The organism is Shimia abyssi (genome assembly GCF_003014475.1).
GTDB lineage: Bacteria > Pseudomonadota > Alphaproteobacteria > Rhodobacterales > Rhodobacteraceae > Shimia > Shimia abyssi.
Genome location: NZ_PYGJ01000017.1, coordinates 63917 through 85570 on the forward strand (window position 1 = coordinate 63917; position 21654 = coordinate 85570).

At 58.0% G+C, this 21654-nt stretch carries 19 protein-coding genes and 1 tRNA gene; 13 read left to right on the forward strand and 7 right to left on the reverse strand.

The window, feature by feature from the left end; all coding sequences use genetic code 11:
* Position 1: 1 nt before the first annotated feature.
* Genes CLV88_RS19090 through CLV88_RS19100 form a run of 3 tightly spaced genes read left to right on the forward strand, consistent with a single transcriptional unit; the run spans position 2 to position 3149 of the window.
* Positions 2-1156 (forward strand): ABC transporter permease, encoded by a 1155-nt coding sequence (locus tag CLV88_RS19090; protein WP_106610006.1) that lies wholly within the window; start codon positions 2-4, stop codon positions 1154-1156.
* Positions 1153-2151, forward strand: coding sequence for an ABC transporter ATP-binding protein (locus CLV88_RS19095; protein ID WP_207797107.1), 999 nt, complete (start codon positions 1153-1155; stop codon positions 2149-2151). The genes CLV88_RS19090 and CLV88_RS19095 overlap by 4 nt, the downstream gene beginning before the upstream one ends.
* Positions 2148-3149, forward strand: coding sequence for an ABC transporter ATP-binding protein (locus CLV88_RS19100; RefSeq protein WP_106610007.1), 1002 nt, complete (start codon positions 2148-2150; stop codon positions 3147-3149). Before CLV88_RS19095 ends, CLV88_RS19100 begins: the two co-directional genes overlap by 4 nt.
* On the opposite strand, the gene CLV88_RS19105 is transcribed toward CLV88_RS19100, so the two are convergent.
* Positions 3146-4429, reverse strand: coding sequence for a flavin-dependent oxidoreductase (locus CLV88_RS19105; protein WP_106610008.1), 1284 nt, complete (start codon positions 4427-4429; stop codon positions 3146-3148). The genes CLV88_RS19100 and CLV88_RS19105 overlap by 4 nt on opposite strands.
* A 77-nt stretch (positions 4430-4506) precedes the next feature.
* On the opposite strand from CLV88_RS19105, the gene modA reads away from it, so the two are divergent.
* The 4 genes from modA to CLV88_RS19125 all read left to right on the forward strand — a co-directional run bounded on the left by modA (position 4507) and on the right by CLV88_RS19125 (position 9510).
* On the forward strand, positions 4507-5283 hold the full coding sequence (gene modA / locus CLV88_RS19110; RefSeq protein ID WP_106610009.1) for a molybdate ABC transporter substrate-binding protein: 777 nt from the start codon (positions 4507-4509) through the stop codon (positions 5281-5283).
* Positions 5283-5975, forward strand: a complete 693-nt coding sequence (gene modB, locus CLV88_RS19115; RefSeq protein ID WP_106610045.1) for a molybdate ABC transporter permease subunit — start codon at positions 5283-5285, stop codon at positions 5973-5975. Before modA ends, modB begins: the two co-directional genes overlap by 1 nt.
* Positions 5972-7057 carry a molybdenum ABC transporter ATP-binding protein gene (gene modC / locus CLV88_RS19120; RefSeq protein WP_106610010.1) on the forward strand — a complete coding sequence of 362 codons (1086 nt, stop codon included), beginning with the start codon at positions 5972-5974 and terminating at the stop codon, positions 7055-7057. Before modB ends, modC begins: the two co-directional genes overlap by 4 nt.
* 119 nt (positions 7058-7176) lie before the next feature.
* Entirely contained in the window at positions 7177-9510 is a 2334-nt protein-coding gene (locus CLV88_RS19125; RefSeq protein WP_106610011.1) for a Tex family protein, read from the forward strand.
* A gap of 36 nt (positions 9511-9546) precedes the next feature.
* Here the strand turns inward: CLV88_RS19125 and aroQ are convergent, their stop codons facing one another.
* Positions 9547-9987 carry a type II 3-dehydroquinate dehydratase gene (gene aroQ / locus CLV88_RS19130; protein ID WP_106610012.1) on the reverse strand — a complete coding sequence of 147 codons (441 nt, stop codon included), beginning with the start codon at positions 9985-9987 and terminating at the stop codon, positions 9547-9549.
* A gap of 113 nt (positions 9988-10100) precedes the next feature.
* On the reverse strand, positions 10101-10868 hold the full coding sequence (locus CLV88_RS19135) for a DeoR/GlpR family DNA-binding transcription regulator (RefSeq protein WP_106610013.1): 768 nt from the start codon (positions 10866-10868) through the stop codon (positions 10101-10103).
* Positions 10869-11152: 284 nt separating this feature from the next.
* On the opposite strand from CLV88_RS19135, the gene glpD reads away from it, so the two are divergent.
* Both glpD and glpK read left to right on the forward strand, forming a co-directional pair.
* Positions 11153-12730, forward strand: coding sequence for a glycerol-3-phosphate dehydrogenase (gene glpD / locus CLV88_RS19140; protein WP_106610046.1), 1578 nt, complete (start codon positions 11153-11155; stop codon positions 12728-12730).
* 86 nt (positions 12731-12816) lie between these two features.
* Complete coding sequence (glpK, locus tag CLV88_RS19145) at positions 12817-14304, forward strand: glycerol kinase GlpK (RefSeq protein WP_106610014.1); 1488 nt, start codon at positions 12817-12819, stop codon at positions 14302-14304.
* An 84-nt stretch (positions 14305-14388) separates the two neighbouring features.
* On the opposite strand, the gene CLV88_RS19150 is transcribed toward glpK, so the two are convergent.
* A tRNA-Met gene (locus CLV88_RS19150) sits at positions 14389-14465 on the reverse strand.
* A gap of 256 nt (positions 14466-14721) precedes the next feature.
* On the opposite strand from CLV88_RS19150, the gene phnC reads away from it, so the two are divergent.
* The 4 genes from phnC to phnE (CLV88_RS19170) all read left to right on the forward strand — a co-directional run bounded on the left by phnC (position 14722) and on the right by phnE (CLV88_RS19170) (position 18733).
* On the forward strand, positions 14722-15516 hold the full coding sequence (gene phnC, locus CLV88_RS19155; RefSeq protein ID WP_106610015.1) for a phosphonate ABC transporter ATP-binding protein: 795 nt from the start codon (positions 14722-14724) through the stop codon (positions 15514-15516).
* 51 nt (positions 15517-15567) lie between these two features.
* Positions 15568-16470: a phosphonate ABC transporter substrate-binding protein gene (gene phnD, locus CLV88_RS19160; RefSeq protein ID WP_106610016.1), complete on the forward strand. Its 903-nt coding sequence runs from the start codon at positions 15568-15570 to the stop codon at positions 16468-16470.
* 71 nt (positions 16471-16541) lie between these two features.
* On the forward strand, positions 16542-17414 hold the full coding sequence (gene phnE, locus CLV88_RS19165; protein WP_106610017.1) for a phosphonate ABC transporter, permease protein PhnE: 873 nt from the start codon (positions 16542-16544) through the stop codon (positions 17412-17414).
* Positions 17415-17416: 2 nt separating this feature from the next.
* Positions 17417-18733 (forward strand): phosphonate ABC transporter, permease protein PhnE, encoded by a 1317-nt coding sequence (phnE, locus tag CLV88_RS19170; RefSeq protein WP_106610047.1) that lies wholly within the window; start codon positions 17417-17419, stop codon positions 18731-18733.
* Between the two features lie 126 nt (positions 18734-18859).
* Here phnE (CLV88_RS19170) and CLV88_RS19180 read toward each other — a convergent pair whose 3' ends face one another.
* From CLV88_RS19180 to phnF, 3 genes are all read right to left on the reverse strand, one after another.
* Positions 18860-19267 (reverse strand): DUF1801 domain-containing protein, encoded by a 408-nt coding sequence (locus CLV88_RS19180; RefSeq protein ID WP_106610018.1) that lies wholly within the window; start codon positions 19265-19267, stop codon positions 18860-18862.
* Positions 19268-19613: 346 nt separating this feature from the next.
* Positions 19614-20795: an alpha-D-ribose 1-methylphosphonate 5-triphosphate diphosphatase gene (locus tag CLV88_RS19185; RefSeq protein ID WP_106610019.1), complete on the reverse strand. Its 1182-nt coding sequence runs from the start codon at positions 20793-20795 to the stop codon at positions 19614-19616.
* Positions 20796-20883: 88 nt separating this feature from the next.
* Positions 20884-21597 carry a phosphonate metabolism transcriptional regulator PhnF gene (gene phnF, locus CLV88_RS19190; RefSeq protein ID WP_106610020.1) on the reverse strand — a complete coding sequence of 238 codons (714 nt, stop codon included), beginning with the start codon at positions 21595-21597 and terminating at the stop codon, positions 20884-20886.
* Positions 21598-21654 lie beyond the last annotated feature (57 nt).

Consider the following 21654-nt stretch of genomic DNA (forward strand, 5'->3'; position numbering starts at 1 on the left):
CATGACGAGCGAAGCCCAAACCAATGGTCCGATCTCGACAGAGGACCAAAAGGCAAAAGAAGCCTATTTCACCGCCTCACAGCGTCAGCTGATCTGGGCGCGGTTCAAGAAACAACGCACGGCGATGATCGCCGCCGTGGTTCTGATTGTGCTGGTCGTGTCCGGCATCTTTGCGCCGTTCCTGTCACCTTATGATCCAACGATTGCGGGGCGGGACAAGGACTATACCAATGGCGCGCCGCAGATCCCGCAGTTCTGCGACACCAACGGTTGTTCGATGCGTCCCTTTATCCACGCAGTTGAGCGTGAGCGGTCGCTGGCGACCAATTTCCGTTGGGTGACAAAGGTCAACGAAGACAAGCGCCTGTATGTGCAGTGGTTCGTCAAAGGTGACAAATACGAGTTGTTTGGGTTTGTCCCCGGCACTGTGCATCTGTTTGGAGTCGAGGGTGGCAAGATCCACCTGTTCGGCACGGATGAGGATGGGCAGGACATCTTCAGCCGAACGTTGCACGCTGTCTGGACCAGTTTGCAGGTCGGCTCGATCGGGGTGTTTATTGCCTTTGTGCTGGCGCTGATCATCGGAGGGGTGGCCGGCTATTACGGTGGTTGGATTGACAGTGTGATCCAGATGGTCACGGACGCGGTTCGAACAGTGCCTGCGATCCCGCTCTTTATGGCGATTGCAGCCTTTATGCCGCCTGAACTGTCTGCCGAGGCAAGATTTTTCTACATATCCATGATCCTTGGGCTGATCGGCTGGCCGACGTTGGCACGGCGGGTGCGCACGCATTTGCTGACGGAACGCAATCAGGAATACGTGCTGGCCGCGCAGTTGTGCGGGGCGTCGCCCGGACACACGATCCGGCGGCACCTTTTGCCGAGTTTCACCAGCTATATCATTGTCGATCTGGTGATTTCGTTCCCGTACATGGTGCTGAGTGAGACAGCGCTGTCCTTTATCGGACTGGGCCTCAAGGATCCAGTGAGTTCACTGGGTGTGATGTTGCAAAAGGCAACGAGTGCCGATGTGATGCTGAACTATCAGTGGTATTTCATTCCGGTGGTCTTTTTCATCGTGCTGGTGATGGCGTTTGTGTTCGTGGGCGATGGCCTGCGGGATGCGGCTGACCCCTATTCGGAGTCTCATAAATGAGCAGCCTGATTGACGTCAAAAACCTGACGCTGAAATTCAAGACCGACGAAGGTTTGATCACGGCGGTTAACAATGTGAGCTTTTCGCTGAAAAAGGGCGAGGTGATGGGGCTGGTGGGCGAGTCCGGGTCGGGCAAGTCTGTGACGGCCAAGGCGCTGATGCATCTTAATGCACGCAATGCCGTTTACACGCCGGAAAGCAAGATCACCCTGCACACAGAGGCGGGCGAGGTGGATGTTTTGTCATTGACCAAACCCTCTGAAATGCAAGTGGTGCGTGGCGGGGCGATCTCGATGATTTTCCAAGAGCCAATGGCGAGTTTCGCGCCTGCCATTACCATTGGGAAGCAGATGGTCGAACAGCTGCAATTGCACGGCAATATGTCCAAGGCGAAGGCCAAAGAAATCTCGGTTGAGATGTTGGACCGTGTGGGCATTTCGGACGCGCACAAGCGGTTTGATCAGTATGCGTTTGAGCTGTCTGGTGGGATGCGTCAAAGGGCGATGATTGCCATGGCGCTGAGCACCAAGCCCAAGCTGTTGATCGCGGATGAGCCGACTACGGCGCTGGATGTGACCATTCAGGCGCAGGTGATCGACCTAATGAAAGACCTTGTGAACGAATTCCACATGGGCATCATTTTCATCACCCATGACCTTGGGGTAGTGGCCCAGACCGCGGACAAGGTTTCGGTCATGTATCTGGGCGAGCTGATCGAAGAAGGCCCGGTGCGCGAAGTAATCCGCACCCCGGCGCACCCCTATACGCAAGGGTTGTTGTCTGCGTTGCCCAAGCTGGACGATCTGGATTCGCCACTGACACCTGTGCCCGGCGATATTCCATCACCACTGGAGCGGCCATCGGGGTGCGTGTTTCACACACGGTGCTCCAAGATTGTCGGAGATGCGTGCAAGACGACCTTGCCGCAGGCATATCAGCTTGACGAGAGCCATTCGGCCGCGTGTCACATATACCCCAAAGGAGAGAGCGCATGAGCAACGACGTTTTGATCCGCGCTGAGGGGCTTTCGGTTGGGTTCCAGATTGGTAAGGGTTTGTTTAACAAACAGATTCTGAAGGCGGTGGATAATGTCACTGTTGAGATCGAAAAGGGATCGTTCTTTGGTTTGGTGGGGGAATCCGGGTCGGGCAAGACCACTTTGGGGCGGGCCTTTCTCAAGGCGGTGCCGATCACGGGTGGTCATGCGCGATACGAGGATGGTGAGGTCAGCTATGATCTGGCGGAGATTGCCGGGCCAGAGTTGAAGGATTATCGCAAGAGGGCGCAGCTGATTTTTCAGGATCCCTATGCGGCGTTGAGCCCACGGATGACAGTGCGTGACATTATTGCCGAGCCGCTGGAAGTGATGGGTTTGACAAGTTCGCGCGCCGAAACGGATGAACGTGTGCGCGAGATTGCGGCCAAGTGCCGTTTGAATCTGGAACATTTGCGCCGCTTTCCGCACGCGTTTTCCGGTGGCCAACGCCAGCGAATTTCAATTGCGCGGGCATTGGTGAGTGATCCCAAGTTTGTTGTGGCGGATGAGAGTGTTGCGGCGCTGGATGTGTCTATACAGGCGGATGTTCTTAACCTGTTGAAAGAGTTGCAGCGTGATCTGGGGCTGACGTTTATGTTCATCAGTCATGACCTGTCGGTGGTGGCACATACCTGTGACCATGTGGCGGTGATGTATTTGGGGCGGTTGGTCGAGACCGCGCCGACACGGACGCTGTTTGAAGGCGCAAAGCACCCCTACACCAAAGCGCTGTTTTCAGCGATCCCGTCTTTGGATCCGGATGACCGGGGTACGGCGCAAAAGCTGGAGGGGGAGATACCTTCTCCGACCAACCAGCCATCGGGCTGTAAGTTCCACACGCGGTGCCCCTATGCGGTGGACCGTTGCAAGAGTGAGGAACCGGTGCTGGAGCACGCGGATGCGGCCGGCCACGAGGTGGCGTGTCACCGCTGGCGCGAATTGATGGTGCCTGCCTAGGCCCCGATTATTGCACTGGGTTTGATCAAGGGCGGGGCGGCGTTCAAGGTTTCAATGTCAAACCCGGCGGCCGCCTTGTACCCGGCCATAAAGGCAGCGCGTTCGTCTGGCGGGATCACGTCGTCGATATCATCGAAATGCCCGCCGCAGCGTGTTTCGACCATGGAGAGCAGGCCAAACGGGCCAGCGCCACGGTTGCGCAATATGAGGTCAGAGACCGGCGCGCAGAGTTTTTTGTTATAGGCTGTAAGGGCGCTTTGGGTAACGCCGTGGTCGAGCATAGCGGCGGCAAGCGTGCGCGCGTCGATGATGGCTTGGCTCGCGCCATTTGAGCCGGTCGGGTACATGGCGTGGGCGGCATCCCCCATGAGCGCAACCGCGCCGTCCTGCCAGGTGGGGATCGGGTCGCGGTCGATCATCGGGTTCTCAAAGGCGATATCGGCGGCTGAGATCATCGCGGGCGCATCTAGCCAGTCATAGGTGAAATCGCGGAAATGGTGCACAAATGCCGATGGGGTGGTTTGGCGGAACCAGCCGCTTTTTTGCCAATCTTCTTCGGGTGAGACAGTGATTTCGGCGATCCAGTTAACGTCGCATTCGCCAGTGTCGGGATCTGGGTGGGAGATTGGGTAAATCACCATGCGGTTCTTGGAGGTGCCAAGGCCGAGGAAAGTTGACCCGGTTCTGAGCGGTTTCATTCGGGTGGTACCGCGCCACATGAGCACTCCACCCCAGTGAATGGGGGGTTGGTCGGGGTGCATTTGTGCGCGAACAGCTGAGTGGATTCCGTCAGCCCCAATGAGAAGCGCGCCGGATTGGGTGCTGATTGTTCCATCTGCATTGGTGATCTGAGCGATGACACCATCGGGCGTGTTCTCGTAACCCGTGACGCGCGCGCCGAGTTGGACGGTGGAAGGCCCGGCCCGGTCGAGCAGGGTTTGATAGAGCAGCATGTGAAACTTGCCACGGTGCACGGCGTATTGTGGCCAGTTATATCCGGCCATTTCGCCACGGGGTTCTGAATGGATGTCGTTGCCATTGAGACCAACAAGCGCCCATTCGCGCGCCGGGACGCCGACACGATCCATCTGGGCGCGTTCGATCCCAAGATCGAAGAGTTCACGCACAGCGTTTGGTTGCAAGTTGATGCCAACTCCGAGGGGTTTAAGGGTGGCGACGCTTTCGAACACGGTGCAGGGCACGCCGATCTGGTGCAAAGTCAGCGCCAGAGACAGGCCGCCAATGCCGCCGCCTGCGATTAGGACTGGTTTTGTGGACATGATGGCCTCCCTCTTGTGGTTCCTGACTGTATCGCGATAGCGTGGCGGCTCAAGAGGGTGAGGGCGATTGCGGCAATATGATCCGGGTTTTGCATATGGTCGGCTTAGCGGTGGTCGCGGCGGGCTGGGCCATGATGGCGCAAGCCGGGAGTGTCACCGTCTTCGCAGCCGCCAGCCTTAAGGAAGCGATGGACGGTGTCACGCAGGCCTTTGAGGCAGAGAGCGGGCATGACGTGGTGGTTTCGCTGGCGGGTTCCTCGGCGCTGGCGCGGCAGATCGAATATGGCGCTCCGGCGGATGTGTTTCTTTCAGCAAATGTGGCGTGGATGGATCATTTGGCCGCAAAGGGACGTATAGATCCAGCGACGCGCGCGTATCTGTTGGGAAATGACCTTGTGCTGGTTGGCCCAAAGGGCGCAGAGCCCTTGGGGCAGGTTGCGATTGGGGAGGATGTTCTGACCTTGTTGGGGCGCGGGCGTTTGGCGATGGCGCTGGTGGATGCGGTGCCTGCGGGGCAGTACGGCAAGGCTGCACTTCAAGAGCTGGGTGTCTGGGATGAGCTGCGCGCATCGGTGGCACAGGTCGACAATGTTCGCGCTGCGCTGGCGTTGGTGGCGCGGGGCGAGGTGCCATTGGGGATTGTCTATGCCACCGACGCAGCCGCCAGCGAGGATGTCGCGATTGTCGGGGTGTTTTCTGATGGGGTGCATCCGGAAATTGTTTATCCGGTGGCGGGTGTTGTCGGGCGGGACAGCCAAGCGCGGAATGCATTTTTGACGTTTCTGAGCAGCGAAGTGGCGCGGCGTATTTTTGAAGCGAAGGGATTTGACGTGATTGCGGAGCCATCTGAATGATGGGGTGGCTGGGGCCAGAAGAGTGGAGCGCGGTGGCGTTGTCGCTGAAAGTGGCGCTGTGGGCGACAATCTGGGCGCTAGGGCCGGGGATATTTGTCGCCTATGCGCTGGCAAGGTGGGAGTTTCCAGGCAAGCAGGTGGTGAATGGGCTGGTGCATTTGCCGCTGATCCTGCCACCGGTGGCGACTGGGTATCTGCTGTTGATTGGATTTGGCACTCAAGGTGTGCTGGGGCGCTGGTTGGCTGAGATTGGCATTGTATTTGCCTTTCGCTGGACCGGGGCAGCTTTAGCAGCGGCGGTGATGGCGTTTCCGTTGTTGGTCCGAGCAGTGCGATTGTCGATCGAAGCAGTTGACCCGAAACTGGAACAGGCCGCCGGGACGCTGGGTGCGTCTAAGTTGTGGGTGTTTGGCACCGTGACTTTGCCCCTGATCCTGCCGGGCGTTTTGGCCGGGGCGGTGCTTGCCTTTGCGAAGGCCATGGGAGAGTTTGGCGCGACGATTACGTTTGTAAGCAACATTCCGGGGCAGACGCGCACATTACCGTCGGCAATTTACAGTTTCCTTCAGGTGCCGGGCGGCGAGGACGCGGCGCTGCGTCTTGTGGCGGTGTCGGTGTTTGTGGCGATGGCGGCGTTGATCCTGAGCGAAGTGATTGCGCGACGTGTGGCGAAACGGGTGGGTGGCGTATGAGCCTGTCGGTTGCGGTCAAACAAGTGACACAGGCGTTTGCGTTGGACGTTGCATTTGAAGCGCCGCGCGGGGTGACGGTGCTGTTTGGGGCATCGGGGTCTGGCAAAACGTCGCTGGTGAATGCTGTGGCGGGTCTGTCGCGCCCGAAAGAGGCGCGGATCGCCGTTGAGGATTGGGTGCTACAGGACAGCAAGGCGGGCGTATGGTTACCGCCTCATAAACGGCAATTGGGTTATGTGTTTCAGGAAGGGCGGTTGTTTCCGCATCTGACCGTGCGACAAAATTTGGCTTATGGTCAGTGGTTTGCAAGAACACGTGCCGGTGATATCAGCCTTGATCGTGTTGTTGACATGTTGGGCATTGGCGCACTGCTGGACCGGCGGCCAAGTGGGCTGTCTGGGGGCGAAAAGCAGCGGGTGGCGATTGGGCGGGCCTTATTGGCCAAGCCGAAGATGATTTTGGCTGATGAGCCATTGGCCGCATTAGACGAGGCGCGCAAGGCGGAGATTTTGCCCTATTTTGAGCGATTGCGGGACGAGGTGAATATACCCGTTCTGTATGTCAGCCATTCAATGGCCGAAGTGGCGCGTCTGGCGACAACGGTAGTTGCGCTGGAGCAGGGCCGCGTGAGCCGTGTTGGACCTGCGGCCGAGGTTTTGGGGGATCCGGGTTTCACGCCAACTGGTGTGCGTGCTGTTGGTGCCGTGTTGGAGGCGCGCGTGGCGCAGCATCACGAGGACGGACTGACAGAGCTGGATGCGGCAGGCATTGCATTGTTCCTGCCGCAATTGGCGCAACATGTGGGGCAGCCCGTGCGCGTGCGCATTGCGGCGCATGATGTGATATTGAGCCGGGAGGAGCCCAAGGGGCTGTCGGCGTTGAATATTATGCAAGGTCATGTCAGCGAAGTGCGCGCGGGCGCGGGGCCGGGAGCGATTGTGTCTGTTGTGACGCCTGCGGGTCCGGTGCTGGCGCGAGTGACGCGGCGGTCGGCGACGGCATTGGGGCTTGCCGAAGGAGTTCCGGTTTGGGCGGTGGTTAAGACAGTGTCGGTTGCGCCGCAGGATATTGGTGGTCGGTAGATATTTGCTTGGGGAGTGCAGCTCGGCAAGCCCGTGCGGGCTTTTCTCGTTTTGGCTCTTGGCGTGGAATAGGTGGGCGGCTAAGAAGGTCGTCCCGACGTCTTCAGGAGAGCAGACCAATGAACAACAGCGCGCGTATTTCCCGAACCATTGCAACGGAAATTGGCGCACGCGCTGAGCAGGTTGGGGCGGCTGTTACACTGTTGGATGACGGGGCGACGGTACCGTTTGTGGCCCGGTATCGCAAAGAGGTGACCGGGGGGCTGGATGATACGCAATTGCGTACGCTGGCGGACAGGTTGGCCTATTTGCGAGAACTGGAAACGCGGCGCGAGGCGGTGGTAGGCTCGATAACTGAGCAAGGCAAAATGACCGACGGACTGGCCAAAGCGATTGCCGGGGCCGAGACCAAGGCGGCGTTGGAAGACATTTATCTGCCCTATAAGCGTAAGCGGCGCACTAAGGCGATGATTGCGCGCGAGAATGGATTGGCGCCGTTGGCTGAGGCAATTTTGGCGGATCGTGGGGCTGATCCAGAGGTGTTGGCGGCGGGTTATGTGAACGAGGCTGTGGCGGATGTGAAAGCGGCACTGGATGGCGCTCGCGATATCGTAGCCGAGGGTCTGTGCGAGAATGCAGACCTGTTGGGGCGGTTGCGCGGGTTTTTGCAGCGTGAAGCGATCGTGAGCGCCAAGGTTATTGCCGGGCAGGAGCAGGCGGGCGCAAAGTTTTCTGACTATTTCGCCCATTCCGAGCTGTGGTCCAAGGTGCCAAGCCACCGGGCCTTGGCAATGATGCGGGCCAGCAAAGAGGGCGTGGTGACGCTCGATATTGGGCCGGATCCGGAAAATGGGAAGGCGCGCGCCGAAGAGATGGTGTCCGTGGCGTTGGAGACGCGGGGCAGTAGGCCGGGGGACATGTGGTTACGCAAGGTGGCGGGCTGGACCTGGCGCGTGAAGCTGAGCCTGACGATGACGGTGGATCTGATGGGGGAACTGCGCGGACGGGCGCAGGAAGAGGCCATTCGGGTGTTTGCGCGTAATTTGAAGGATTTGTTGTTGGCCGCGCCTGCGGGGCCAAAGGCGACTTTAGGGCTTGATCCTGGTATTCGCACGGGGTGCAAGGTGGCGGTTGTTGATGCGACGGGCAAGGTTTTGGAGACTACGACGATTTTTCCGTTCCAGCCTAAGAATGATCTTCGTGGATCTGAAGCCGCGTTGACGGCGCTGATTGCACGGCATGGGGTTGAGCTGGTGGCGATTGGCAATGGAACGGCGAGCCGCGAGAGTGAGCGACTGGTGGGCGATGTGCTCAAGCGCTTGCCCAATGGTGTGCGGGCACCGGCCAAGGTCGTGGTGAGCGAAGCGGGGGCGAGTGTCTATTCCGCGAGCGAGCTGGCGGCGCGGGAGTTTCCGGACCTGGATGTGAGCCTGCGCGGTGCGGTGTCGATTGCCCGGCGATTGCAGGACCCGTTGGCGGAACTGGTGAAGATCGAGCCCAAGTCGATTGGCGTGGGTCAGTATCAGCATGATGTGGACCAGTTCCGGCTGGGCAAGTCGCTGGAAGCGGTGGTTGAGGATGCGGTGAACGCTGTGGGCGTGGACCTTAATATGGCGTCTGCACCGCTGTTGGCGCATGTGTCGGGGTTGGGGCCGGGATTGGCTGAAGCGATTGTGGCGCATCGGGACGAAAACGGCGCGTTTAAGTCGCGCAGGGAGCTGCTCAAGGTGGCGCGGCTTGGGCCAGTGGCGTTTGAGCAATGCGCAGGGTTTTTGCGGATTGCGGATGGCAAGGAGCCGCTGGACGCAAGCTCGGTGCACCCGGAGGCCTATGATGTGGCGCGGCGGATCGTACAGGCTTGCGGGCGCGATGTGCGGAGCCTGATGGGAGACGGGTCAGCATTGCAGCGGGTGCGTGCCGAGGAGTTTGTCAGCGAACGGTTCGGTTTGCCAACGGTGCGCGATATTCTGAGTGAGTTGGAAAAGCCCGGGCGGGACCCGAGGCCAAGTTTCAAGACAGCGAGTTTTGCCGATGGGGTCGAAGATATTAAGGACCTCAAACCGGGTATGATGCTGGAGGGGACTGTGACCAACGTGGCAGCCTTTGGCGCATTTGTGGATGTGGGAGTGCATCAGGACGGGTTAGTGCATGTGAGCCAGCTTGCGGACCGATTTGTGAAAGACCCGCATGAGATTGTGAAAGCTGGAGATGTGGTCAAGGTGCGTGTCACGGAGGTGGACGTGCCGCGCAAACGCATCGGCCTGAGCATGAAGAAAGACGGCGGCGCGTCTGCGCGCGAAGATCGAAATGCGCGCGGCAGTAACACAGGTGGGCGCGGCGGGCCAAAAGGCAGTGGCCCGCGCGGTGGCGGACCTAAGGCGGGCGTACCAAAACAAACCAATGGCAATGGTGCGCTGGGCGATGCGTTGCGGGATGCGATGAAGCGCCGGTAAGTCGGACAAATTTGTCCGACTTACGACGATCGACCGTTATTGCGCCAACAGCGACGCCATGCGACGCAAGGCGAGGTCGTAGCCTTGAACGCCAAAGCCCGCGATCACGCCTTCCGCCCGCTGGGACACATAGGAATGATGGCGGAAGGATTCGCGTTGGTGCACATTAGAGATATGCACCTCTAGAACAGGACCTTCGAACGTGTTCAACGCATCCAAAATGGCCACGGATGTGTGGGTGTAGGCCGCCGGATTGATGATAATGCCAGCCGCGTCGTGGCGGGCCTCGTGAATCCAGTCGATCAATTGACCTTCGTAGTTGGATTGCATGAACTTGACCGAAACGCCAAGTTTTTCGGAAAGGGCTGCGCAACTGGCGTTGACATCGTCCAGCGTGTCGCTGCCGTAGATCTCAGGCTGGCGTTTGCCAAGCAAGTTGAGATTCGGGCCGTTGAGGATGTAGACGGTGGCGGTCATAGTGATCTCTGCATTTCTGGATGTGCTGACCTAGCCGTGAAACGGGCTGGCGGGCAAGAGGGTGGTGAATTTTCGAATACAACCGGGGTATTTTTGCAAGTGCGCTTAGTCAGCTAGGCTGCGCCAACCGAAATGATCCGCGTAGTGTTCTCGGCGCAGAAGGCGGCGCAAGGCGCAGGCGGATTGCCGTCCGTGAAGAACATATCGACATCCGCAAGAGACGCGATGCGGGCCGGGGCCTTGCGCTCAAATTTGGAACAATCGGCGGCCAGAAACACCTGATCCGAGCGCTGAATGATGGTTTTGCTCACGCCAACTTCGCGGATGTCAAAGTCGAGGATGTCGCCGCCCGGGTGAAGGGCCGAGCATCCAATGACCGCAAAATCGAAGCGGAACTGTGAGATGGAATCCTGTGTCAGCGACCCGACAAGCCCTCCATCGGAGCGGCGAAGATTGCCGCCTGTTACCACGACGTCGATTTCGGGGTTGCCAGACAAGATCATCGCGATGTTGAGATTGTTGGTCACAACTAGAAGGCCGCTATGGCCTGAAAGTTCATTTGCAACGGCCTCTGTCGTGGTGCCGATATTGAGGAACAGCGAACAGTCATTGGGGATGTGTTTCACGCATTCCCGCGCGATGTCGACCTTGGATGGTTGGTGCAGTTCGCGGCGGTCATCATAGCCGATATTGGCTGTGGTTGAGGGTAGAATGGCGCCGCCATGTACGCGCTCAAGCTGGCCGGAATCCGCCAGTTCCGTGAGATCGCGGCGGATCGTTTGGGCGGTAACCCCAAAGTGGTCGACAAGGCCATCGACGGTCACTTTGCCCTCACGGCGGGCAATATTGATGATTTCGGGTTTGCGAAGGGTCTGGACCATGAGCGGTTTGGGTTCCGGTTGGGAGGTGTTGGCGCAACAGTAAATGCGCGATCTGTGAAGTGCGAGGGCCTAATTCGTGAAAATACGCGCGTTGTGGTGTTCGTTTCGCGGATGATTCGAAGATCGATCGGGTGAATTGATGCCGTGAAGCGCGGCCCAGCGTACCAGAAATACGTGGTTTTCAGGTATATGTCGCATAAACGAACATTTTCCCCTTCTTTTTGTCATCACAATTTGTCATTACGTCCATGAATTGCGGTGCGATGACGCTGGAGGGTGTTCACATGGGCGAAACGTTTGATCTTTTGGTGATTGGCGGAGGCATTAACGGGTGTGGCATTGCGCGTGACGCGGGAGGGCGGGGCCTTAAGGTGGGGCTGGTTGAGATGAACGACATTGCATCGGCAACGTCGGCGTCATCGACCAAGCTGTTCCACGGCGGATTGCGGTATCTAGAGTATTTCGAGTTTCGCCTGGTGCGCGAGTCGCTGATCGAGCGAGAGACATTGCTAAAGGCGATGCCACATATTTCATGGCCGATGCGGTTTGTGCTGCCCTATCACCACAGTATGCGGTTTGATAACAGCACGCCAACATCGAAATTGTTGAGCGTGTTTATGCCTTGGATGAAGGGGCGGCGCCCTGCGTGGCTGATCCGGCTGGGGCTGTTTCTTTATGACCATTTGGGCGGGCGCGAGGTGTTGCCAGGAACAACGAGTGTTGCGTTGCGTGACACCGTTGAGGGCGGGCCGTTGAAGGCGAAGTTCGAGAAGGCGTTTGAGTATTCCGATTGCTGGGTCGAGGATTCGCGTTTGGTTGTTTTGAATGCGCGCGACGCTGAGGCACGGGGCGCGCAGATTATGACCCGCCAAAAGGTCGTGTCGGCGGATGTAGTCGATGGGATCTGGCAGGTTGTCGTGCAGGATGGCGCGACCGGTGCGCAGGAGGTCAAGACCGCGCGGATGGTGGTGAATGCAGCTGGCCCGTGGGTGGGTGATGTGTTGCGCGGGACATTGAAGAGCAACGAACAGGGTGGTGTGCGGCTGGTGCGCGGGTCGCATATCGTGACCAAGCGGTTGTTTGAACATGATAAGTGTTACTTTTTCCAAGGCACGGATGGGCGGATCATTTTTGCCATTCCATATGAGACCGATTTTACGCTGATCGGGACCACGGATGCAGATCACGCGGATGCGTCTGTCAAACCTGAGTGCACACCCGAAGAGCGGGATTACCTGATCCGATTTATCAATGAATATCTGGAGGCAACGATTAGTGCGGAAGACGTGGTGTGGTCTTATTCGGGGGTGCGCCCTCTCTATGATGATGGCGCCGACAGCGCGTCGGCGGCGACGCGGGATTATGTGCTCAAGGTGGACAAGAGCCGGGGAGCACCGGCGCTGAACGTGTTTGGTGGCAAGATTACAACCTATCGGCGGCTGGCAGAGAGCGCGTTGGATGAGATCGGTGAAGCACTTGATGGTGTGAATGCGCCGTGGACGGCAGGGGTTGCGTTGCCGGGGGGCGATTTCCCGGTGGATGGTGTTGGAGCCTTGGTACGTGATTTGCAGGCGACGTTTGCGTTTTTGGATGAGCGCTGGGCGCTGAGGCTGGTGCGTGCCTATGGAACGGAAGCGCAAGAGATGTTGGCTGGGGCCAAGAGCGTCGATGCTCTGGGGCAGGATTTTGGTGCGACGTTGAGCGAGCGCGAGGTGATCTGGCTGATAGAGAAGGAATTTGCGCGCCGGGCGGAAGACATAGTGTGGCGGCGCAGTAAGCTGGGGTTGCGAATGAGCGCGGAGCAGATCATGGCATTGGACGAGTGGATGCAGGCCCGATTGAGCGCGGCTGCAGCCGAGTAGGGCTTGCAAGACCAGAGCTGCGGGCTAGGCTCGGAGCTAGCAAGAGCGCATGGGTAAGAGGTGCGACAAGGGAGTGAGGACAGCAGATGAAATATGTTCTGGCAATTGATCAAGGGACAACGTCGACACGGGCGATCCTGTTTGATGAGGGATTGAACCCGGCGGCGGCATCGCAGGATGAATTCCCGCAAATTTTTCCGCAGTCGGGATGGGTCGAGCATGATCCGGGCGATCTTTGGGCGTCGACTGCGGGGACGTGCCGGGCGGTCATGGAACGGGCCGACGTGTCGGCCGAGGATATTGTTTCGGTCGGGATCACCAATCAGCGTGAGACAACTGTTGTCTGGGATAAGGCGACTGGCCAACCGGTTTACAACGCGATTGTCTGGCAGGATCGGCGCACGGGTGAGTTCTGTCGCGAGCTGCGCGATGCGGGACATGTGGACATGTTCGCCGATCGGACCGGGCTGTTGGTGGATCCGTATTTTTCGGCGACCAAGGTGAAGTGGATACTGGACAATGTGGATGGCGTGCGGGAGCGCGCCAAGCGCGGTGAGCTGTTGTTCGGAACGGTCGACTGCTTTCTGATCTGGAAGCTGACCGGCGGCAAGGTGCATGCGACGGACGCAACGAATGCGGCGCGCACGATGTTGTATGACATTCGCAAAGGGCGTTGGAGCCAGACGATTTGCGAGCTGTTCGATATTCCAATGAACATGCTGCCCGAGGTGCGCGACAGCGCGGCCGATTTCGGGATGACGCGTGGTGATCTGTTTGGGCGTGAAATTCCGATTTATGGCGTGGCCGGTGATCAGCAGGCGGCGACAATCGGGCAGGCGTGTTTCGAGCCGGGTATGTTGAAGGCGACCTATGGGACGGGGTGTTTCGCGTTGCTCAACACAGGTGATGCGCCGGTGCAGAGCAACAATCGGTTGCTGACCACGATTGCCTATCAGCTGGACGGCAAGCCGACCTATGCGCTTGAGGGGTCGATTTTTATTGCGGGTGCTGTTGTTCAGTGGCTGCGTGATGGGCTGAAAATTATTCAGGAAGCTTCGGAGACGCAGGGGTTGGCGGAACAGGCGGATGAAACCCAGAACGTTGTGCTAGTTCCCGCGTTTACCGGTTTGGGTGCACCGTATTGGAACCCGGATTGCCGAGGCGCGGTCTTTGGGTTGTCGCGCAACTCAGGTCCCAAGGAGTTCGCCAAGGCAGCGCTGGAAAGCGTAGGCTATCAGACGCGCGATTTGCTGGAGGCAATGCGCGCCGATATGGGTGGCGAAACTGGGCAAGCCAAGCTGCGTGTGGATGGCGGGATGAGTGCCAGCAACTGGGCGATGCAGTTTCTGGCAGACATCACGGATGGTCCGGTGGATCGCCCGAAAGTGTTAGAGACGACAGCGCTGGGCGCGGCGTGGCTGGCGGGGATGAAGGCAGGGCTTTATCCCGGACAGGCCGAATTCGCCAAGACCTGGGCGTTAGAGCGGACGTTTGAGCCGGCAATGGCAGCAGGGACCCGCGACGCCAAGTATGCTGCATGGAAACGTGCGGTAGAGAATACGCTGGCACTCTAGGGTGTCTGGCGTCGCCAGAGGCAACTCGGGCGACGTCTCACTGAACCTGTCCCGCAGAGTCCACAACCAAAAAAAGGGGGGTGATGGTGGCGGTACAGGGACTTGAACCCCGGACACGCGGATTATGATTCCGCTGCTCTAACCAACTGAGCTATACCGCCTTAGGTGGAGGCCGATTTAGGGGAGTCGGTGCGTGGGGTCAAGAGAGAAAACGATGCTTTGTTTCCTGTTTTTTGACATGCTGCGAATTTGACTGGCGGACAGACCCGTGCGGTTTGTCGCGACCGGATTGAATCGCGGATCATTCGTGTTCACGCGCATAAGATATCCTTGGCAGTTCATGAAACTTTTACGGAACTGTTAATCTAGTTTCTTGCTGTGCGCCTAGTCAGCCCTGAACGCAGACAGGGGACGATCGTGCTCAGTATTCACAAGCTCACCAAGGCCTTTGGGCCGAATGTTGCCGTCGACCAGGCAGATATCGAGATCGCGAACCCGGCGATGGTTGGCATCATTGGCCGTTCGGGCGCGGGTAAATCCACGTTGTTGCGGATGATGAACCGGCTGAGCGATGCGACCTCTGGCAAGATCGTTTATGAAGGGTGCGACATCACAGAGTTGAGGGGAAAGGATAAGCGCCACTGGCAAAGTGAATGCGCGATGATTTTCCAGCAGTTCAATCTGGTGCCGCGTATGGATGTGGTCAGCAATGTCCTTCATGGTACGTTGAACCAGCGGTCAACGGTTTCGACGGTGTTCAACCTTTTCCCAAAGGCCGATATTCACCGTGCCATCGACATTTTGGAACGTTTGGGCATTGCCGAGCACGGTCCAAAGCGCGCCGAAGCTCTTTCAGGCGGGCAGCAGCAACGCGTGGCGATTGCGCGGGCGTTGATGCAGGATCCCAAGATCATTCTGGCGGATGAGCCGATTGCGTCGCTTGATCCGATGAACGCACAAGTTGTTATGCAAAGCCTGCGCCGCATTCACGAAGAAGATGGGCGCATGGTGATTGCCAACTTGCACACGCTGGATACGGCGCGCCGCTATTGCGACCGCGTGATCGGAATGCGCGACGGTCGAATCGTTTTCGACGGCACACCTGAGCAACTGACCACCGGTGCCGCGCGCGACATCTATGGCGCCGATGACAGCTTCTCCGAAGCCGCGACCTCAACCGAAATCCAAGCGCTGGATCGCATTCCGGCCTGACTTTCATCTGCCCCGCCTAACGGCGGGGCATTATACAACTGGAGAGACGAGATGAAGAAATTGATTGCTGCCGCTCTGGCAACCACGGCCCTGACCGCTCCGGTCATGGCTGAAGAAATCGCCGAGTTCCGGATTGGTATTCTGGGTGGTGAAAATGCACAGGACCGTTTGAACAACAACGAATGTCTGCGTGTGCAGACCGAAGAATTGCTGGGTGTTGAAACCAAACTGTTCGCACCTGCCGATTACAATGGCGTGATTCAGGGTCTGCTGGGAGGCACCATCGACATGGCTTGGTTGGGCGCTTCGGCTTATGCCAAGACCTATCTAAGCGATCCGGAAGCGGTTGAGCCAATCCTCGTTAAAGTGAACAACGACGGCGGCTATGGCTATTATTCGATCGGTTTCGCCCGCAGGGACAGCGATATCGCGTCGCTGGAAGACATGAAGGGCAAAGTGTTCGGCTTTGGTGATCCAAACTCGACGTCTGGTTTTCTGATCTCGTCCATCGAGATCCCTGAAGCAACCGGTTCGACCATGACATCTGGCGATTACTTTGGTGAAGTGAAGTTCACTGGTGGCCATGAACAGACCATTGTTGCCGTAAACAACGGCGATGTTGACGGTGGTGTGACCTGGGCAGACGGTCTGGGCGAATGGGAAGATGGCTTTAACTCGGGTGCGCTGCGTCGTGCGGTTGATGCGGGTCTGGTGGACATGAACGATCTGGTACAGATCTGGCAATCTAAACCGATCCCGGAAGGTCCGATTGTGCTGCGCAAAGCGCTGCCGGAAGATGTGAAGGTCAAGTTCACAGCGCTGATGGCCTCTATGCCTTCGTTGGACCCCGATTGCGCCTATGGCGTACTGGCGGGCGAAGCCAAGGGCCTGCAACCAATTGGCCACGAAGCCTATGAAGTGATCGTCGAAGCCCGCAGACTGAAGTCTAACTAATCGGTCACAAAAAAGATCATGGTAGGCCCTGCGCACGTCGCGGGGCCTGTGATTTCGTGAGAGGGGTAGACATGGCAGATCTGACAAGCGGCGTGGATGAAATGCGCGCGGACTATTTGGCGCTGACGCGGCGCAAGCGGATGATGGACGGCATTCTGCTAGCCATCTTTGTGGCGCTGATGGTGTCGGGGTTCATGATCGCGGACGATCGTAATGCTGGCGGTTTCTGGGATGGTTTGCACCGTGTTTTTGATTTCCCCAAGGAAGTGCTGGGCGAAGCGGTCGAAAAGGTCGGCGCGATGCCCGCGCATTTTGTAAACTTCCTGCCGTCTTTGCTGGAGACCATCAATATCGCGGCTGTGTCGACATTGCTGGGGGCTATGCTGGCGATGGTCTTGTCGATGATGTCCACGAGGGGTATGGCCAAGTGGCCGCGTCTGATCCCGCTGTTTCGCCGGATCATGGATATCATGCGCGCGATGCCTGAGATTGTGATTGCGCTGGTGCTGATTTTTGTGATGGGCGGAGGGCCGGTTCCGGCGATGGTGGCGATTGCATTCCACACGACCGGCGCGCTGGGCAAGCTGTTTTCAGAGGTGAACGAGAACGCGTCTTTGAAGCCGGTTGAGGGATTGCAGTCTGTTGGTGCGAACTGGACCCAGCGCATGATCCTAGGAGTGATGCCACAGGTAAGTCCGAACTATCTCAGCTACGCTCTGTTGCGCTTGGAAGTGAACATTCGCGCGTCGGCCATCCTTGGCTTTGTGGGCGCGGGCGGCATTGGTTACGAGCTGCGCAACGCGATGAGCTGGGGCAAAGGGCAATATGACGAAGCAGCAGCGATTTTCCTGCTGTTGTTTGGAACAATTATCGTGGTTGATCAGATGTCGAGTGTTCTGCGTGACCGTTTGACCCACGGCAAAAAAGAAAAGGTGTCGGCATGACAATGACCGCAATAGACACGGCAACATTGAAACAGCAGTCCGAGGCACTGTTTCAACGCAAGCGTCTGATGAGCGTTGGTCTGCCCACGTTGGTGCTGGCGTATCTGGTTTATATTTTTTTCAGCTTTGACATTCTAGGGCTGGTGCAAAAACTCGAGGCGGACAATGCGCGCGCGCTGGTTGCCGACAGTTACAGCTACAAAACCCACGTTGAGCGAGATAACCGTTCTGGCGCGGTGAACATCGCCATCGAGGGTGAGCGCAAAGGCGCCTATTCAGAAGGCACCGCCCCCGAGTGGGTGACGCTGGGCGAAGAGACGGTGATCGATCTGGGTGAGGGTCATGTTGTCACCTATGGCGCAGAGAATTTTGTAAGCTACGAGATACCGGGGTACGGGCGGATCACGGCGCAACCAAGCCGTTCGCAAGGGGTTCAGGCCCAGTTGCCAATGGATGATGCGCCTGATTGGATCAATGTTTCCAAGAACCGGATGACAGTGACGACCGATGTGGGGCGTCTGACTGTGACCCGCAACCGGACTGAGGTATTTCGGTATTTCACTGGCTGGGAGTTGTTCTTTTTCACGCTGGATAGCCCCTATCACGGAGTGGGCTTCGGGGGTGTGATGGCACGTGCGCTAGGTGGCGAAGCATCGGACATCTGGCAGGATTTTTGGACCAATAAGATGTGGCGCCATCAGGATGTAGCATGGGCTATTTTCGAGACCATTTTGATGGCATTTCTGGGCACGATGGGGGCGGCCATAATGGCGTTGCCGCTGGCGTTTATGGCGGCGCGCAATTTCTCACCCTTTACAATTGTGCGACAGGTGACGCGGCGGTTCTTTGACTTCTTCCGGGGCGTTGATGCGCTGATCTGGACAATTGTTCTGGCGCGGGCGTTTGGACCGGGTCCATTAACCGGGGCGCTGGCCATTTTGATCACCGACACCGGCACATTTGGTAAAGTGTTCTCGGAAGCTTTGGAGAATGTGGACGAAAAGCAGATTGAGGGGATTCAATCGACAGGAGCCAACCCGGTGCAGCGGTATCGATTTGGTGTGATCCCACAAGTGACGCCGGTGCTGCTGAGCCAAATCCTCTATTTTTTGGAATCCAACACCCGCAGTGCGACGGTTATCGGCGCGATTACGGGGGGCGGTATCGGGCTGTTACTGACGCAGGCCATGATCACCCAGAAGGATTGGGAAGAGGTGGCCTATTACATCATACTGATCATTCTGATGGTCATGATTATGGACTGGTTCTCGGGCTGGCTGCGGCGCAAGTTGATCAAGGGCGATGAGAGCGGGCGCTGATGCAAAATCCGTTACGTGCTGATGGCGCTGGCGTGGTGGGATTTGAGCCACGATACTTTGCGCCTGTCGCTGGACTATTTTCGCCGCCTGAGTGCTGAGGCGTTTTTAGAGAAATACGAAGTTTAGTCATTTCTTTAAATGATAGGTCAATGCGCTACGGATGAGCGCGCGCAGGGGGGCCTCTGGTGGTGGTTCATTTGTCGAGAAGTGGACACCGCGGTTGCCCTCGATTGTGAAATCGGTGCTGAATTGCCCGGCGAAATCCGAGATTATCGTGGTTTGACAATGCGCGTAAAGCGCGTAGCCACCGGATTTGGGCAGCCCAAGGCGGATCGTTGAACCGGACTTGGTCTTTGGGGTGAGGTAGGCCGGTTGGCCCCATTTTAAAGTCTCTTCGAGGTGCCCAACACCCGGTGTTTCAGCGGCGGTTTCAAAGATGAGTTTGCGCAGGTACATGAGCCTAGCGCGTTCAGCGTCCGGGTAGGCGGCAAAGGCCGCTGCGACGTTGGCGTTTGCGAATTTGGGTGTGTTCATTGGAATAAGATAGGCGGGTATTCAGTGACGCGCTAGTGGTTGGGAACGATGAGCGGCCCGTTCCGTCGAGAAGGATGACCCCAATCCCAAGCATATTGTAAAATATGTGACGCTTGCTGGCCACTTCGAAAAATTGGCCATGTTGGCGGCTTTGGTGTGCGTCCACGTGAGTGACCGGCCGGAACACTCGGGAGTAGAGGTGATTGGATTGAGGCCAGCCCCCACGAGGGCGGGGCGATATCATTGACATCAATGTCCGCCAGCTCTTGCAGAGAAGGGTCAGATGAAATGCGGACGCCCTTAACGAATACCGGTTCTCCCGCGATATGTTACGGATGTATGAAGTTCACTCGGCCGCGAGAGAAACCGCAGCTGGCGTAGCAAAGAAGCGGCGCGCTGCCTCGCCAGTGAGATGGCTGACCTGGCCGCCACAGATGGTCCCTTCGACGTTGCGAGTGCGCGCGTTGACGATGGTCACGTCGGCGCGTTTGCCGTAGTCGAGCGTGCCACGATCCGCGAGACCAAGGAGATCGGCAGGATTGCGCGATATCATGTGCCACGCTTTTGGCAAGGTGCACACTCCGTTTTTGACCAGTTGAAACGCTGCACGTGCGAGGGCGGGATAGTGATAATCGGAAACCAGCGCATCAACGAGGTCGTCAGCGATTAATGTGCTGGCCGATATGTTGCCGGATTGGCTGCCGCCGCGCACGACGTTGGGTGCACCCATGATCACGGGATCGTTGATGGCCTTAGCGAGCGCCGCAGGGGAGCGTGCCGTAGGAAATTCGCAGATGCGCGCACCAAGGGTCGAAAAGCGTTCGCGTGTGTCACCATCGGGGTCGTCGTGGGATCCGTAGGTGACACCAAGTTCGTCAAAGCGTTCTGCGAGTGTGCACAGAAAGCGCGGCACACGCGGTGTTTGTTCCCAAGCCGTACGCACGACGGCCATATGCTGATCTGGTGTGCGCCCTGACTTATTGGCCCAGGCGGCGATGTCTTCTGGGCGGGCGCGAGAAAGGTGCAATGCTTCGTCGATGTGGTTGTTGAAGATAACGTAGTCGATGCCGTATTTTTTGACCGTTTCCAAAAGACGCTCTGCGGTGTCGACGGTGTGCGTTTCGCAGCGGATCTGCACACGCAGGTCAGTCACGCATTGCGCGCGGTATGCGTCCAGCGCGCTGAGCAGGTTCTCGGCAAAATCGGGGCTTCGATGGCCGCCTTCCCAGCTCCAGCTCTGCGCGAGCCATGCGGTTGTTATTCCGTTGGTAGCTGCATCACGATCCGTGGCGCAAAGGGCCATGTCCAGCGGGAAGGGCGCGGACGGGCGCGGCGCGACATGCCGCTCAAAAGCGTCACCGTGCAGATCTATGATGCCGGGAAGAAGATAGTAGCCAGCGAGATTTACCTCGGGGAGGGGCCCCTTGGAGATACGGCCCTGTTCGAGAACTAGCGAGCGCGCCTGCATTTCGCCGTCGCGCAGGACAGTTGCGCCCGTAAGGCGCAAGGAAAGCTTGGGGTTGGACATGGGTCTGCTCAATCAAGGGTTTTGCCCAGTCGGTATCGCGGAATTGTGTCGCGCCCATGAACCTTGCGCGACGGCGCGGTTAAAATTCTCAGTCCTCGTCAGTTAGCGTGAGCGTCACTCGTTCAGCGGCGAACCAAGTGGTTCCGAATTCGATCGGCGTGCCACTTGCATCAATATTAACACCGACGGTACGCAGAACCGGGGCGCTCTCTGAAAGCCGGAGGTGCAAGGCTTGGATGGCTGTGGCGCGCCGAGCTGTGAGGCGGGTTGAGGCGCGCGTGTAGTCAGCCACGCCGTATTCAGCGAGTGCCGCGGTCACCGAGCGAAGGTGAGAGAGGCGTTTAGGCAGGTTGGGAAACCGAGCAGCTGGAAAGACGCTGCGAAAGACGGCAATTGGATTTCCGTCTGCGAGCGAGAGACCTTCGTAGACGTGGACGTTTTCCGTGGCTGCGAGCGCGAGCGCCTCAAATTCTGCGGTGTCGGGTTTTCGGGTTTCGAGATGCAGGATCTCTTTGCCCGGTAAACGGCCAGCCTGTTTAAGGTTTTGGTGGAAGCGGACGCGCTTGCCAATGGGATAATCTGTCGGAACCTGTGCCACAAAAACACCTGCGCCTCGGCGAGCATGGACGAGATTTTCCTGAGCCATGGCTTTGAGCGCGTGGCGCACGGTGTGGCGGTTTACACCGAAACGAGAGGCCAGTTCCGCTTCGGTCGGGAGCTTGTCGCTGGGGGCATAGCGACCGGACGATATATCGTCGGTCAGGGTTGTCGCAATGGACTTCCAGATTGGAGTGCGCGCCATGTCATGAAACTTTCATCAGGGAATCCTTGCCGTACGCGGGCTGGATCGGTAACAATT